Source organism: Flavobacterium sp. W22_SRS_FK3 (assembly GCF_052113665.1).
Classification (GTDB): domain Bacteria; phylum Bacteroidota; class Bacteroidia; order Flavobacteriales; family Flavobacteriaceae; genus Flavobacterium.
In genome coordinates this window covers 1-1687 of the sequence record NZ_JBGQOF010000060.1, presented here as the reverse complement: position 1 = coordinate 1687, position 1687 = coordinate 1, and the positions used below count along the sequence as shown (strand labels likewise).

Sequence of the window (1687 nt, the reverse complement as noted above, 5' to 3'; positions counted from 1 at the left end):
AAATCCTGTTTTTAAACAATACTTTTCTATATTTGTTTAAAACAAAAACGGAAGTTTTTTCACAGACTGACGTTAGCAGCAAGCCAACAACACATTAATCTTAAAACATGAACAAACAAATTCTGATAATTCTCGTTGTAGTTCTTTCTTCTTTTAAATTAATTGCTCAAGAAAAATTTAAATTATCATATAGCGGATTTTTTCAAGACCGTTTGGAGAAGTGGACAAAACTTGAATTTGAGATAATTAATTTGACCAACGACACTTTATACATCTCTTATGTTAACATAAAATTTGAAGTAAGCAAGAATTCTAAAAAAGTAGAAGAAGAAAAGCCTAAACCAAGTATTGGCACTCCATTTATCAGACCAAGGGTGGCAGAATGTCCCGAAAAACAACTCGAAAAGAATAAATTAGCACAAAATTTTGCAAAAAAGTTAGTTGCTCAAAATAATATTTCAACTGAAGAGCAGCAAAATGCTATTAAAGAAGTTGAAATAGCATGTATTGTTGTTTATCCAAAAGAAATTGTATACCAATACAAGATTTTCTTTCATCGAGAATTTGACAGGAATTATGAAATAAATCTTAAACCATATAATGATAAATTGTTTACGAGCTATGAAAGTGATTCAAACGAACTAATTAGAATTAAGCTATAATGGCCAGCTGCTAACAGCCACTACAACGGATTTGGGCAATAGGCTAAATGGAAAGTTGGTTTTGTATTTGGGATGATTTGGCAAATCCGAATAATGGGCTTAATTTAGTCCCAAACCCGCTGTAGTGCCAGAACGTCAGGCTGTGAAAAAACCTCTTTTTTCGATTTAAATCTTCAAAATTTGGGATACTGCAATTCAAATAAAGCCTTCTGAGAAGGCTCTTTTTTTAGTATGCAATTTTCATTGGATAAAAAAAGTACGTTGTATTGAGCTTTAAATACTCCATTTTTAGTAAAAACAAGACTTTTGCCTTGTAGGGTGAGTTCCATTTTTGGAGTTTTGCAATAAGTTCGGGAACGCCCAGTATATTAATACTGCGTTTAATGTTATAGACCAACATAATCAAGCTATGTTCTCCGTTTACTTTTTCCAATCCCGTTAAATTGGTATGATTGTAACCCCATTGCCGTTTGATAGTCCCAAAGATGTGTTCGTTGATTTCTTGTCGCTTGCGGTACAACTGCGTATTTGTATGATAGCGTTTGTTGTTTTCTTCTACTGCATCAGCATATTGGCTTCGGTCGATTTACTCAATTTCATATTTGTTTTTTAATGTTTTCGTGATTCGCTTCGCTTAATTCTCTGCCACCTGCTCTACTTGTACATAAATGTTTTACGGGACATTCTCTGCATTTAGGTGTTCGGTATTTTTTAAAATTATAGCTATCTCTATCCGTAGTTTTCTTATGCCAACTGCCCGTAGTTTTTAGTATTTCGCCTTGTGGGCAAGTATAAGTATCGGTAGTTTTATCGTATTGAAATCGGGCGACCAGATAATCCTTAGTTGTACCTTTTTCATTACTTTTTCCCTGCTCAGGTTGTGCTACAATGGTAGTGATGTTGGCTTGTTTGCATATTTCTATTTGTTTGCCATTATGATAGCCTTTATCCACCAATGCAGTATAAGTCTCAATACCTAAATTCTCTTTGGCTTCAATAGCAATGGCAGATAAAGCACTGCGATC

Annotated in this window: 3 protein-coding genes; 1 reads left to right on the top strand and 2 read right to left on the bottom strand. The window is 33.9% G+C overall.

The annotated features are described in order from the left end of the window. The first annotated feature begins 107 nt into the window (after window positions 1-107). On the top strand, window positions 108-662 hold the full coding sequence (locus tag ACEN2I_RS19900) for a hypothetical protein (RefSeq protein WP_441767821.1): 555 nt from the start codon (window positions 108-110) through the stop codon (window positions 660-662). Window positions 663-888: 226 nt separating this feature from the next. Here the strand turns inward: ACEN2I_RS19900 and ACEN2I_RS19895 are convergent, their stop codons facing one another. Both ACEN2I_RS19895 and ACEN2I_RS19890 read right to left on the bottom strand, forming a co-directional pair. Further along, complete coding sequence (locus ACEN2I_RS19895; RefSeq protein WP_441767820.1) at window positions 889-1182, bottom strand: transposase; 294 nt, start codon at window positions 1180-1182, stop codon at window positions 889-891. A 76-nt stretch (window positions 1183-1258) separates the two neighbouring features. After that, the coding region (locus tag ACEN2I_RS19890) for a transposase (RefSeq protein ID WP_441767819.1) at window positions 1259-1687 on the bottom strand (429 nt) is incomplete at its 5' end.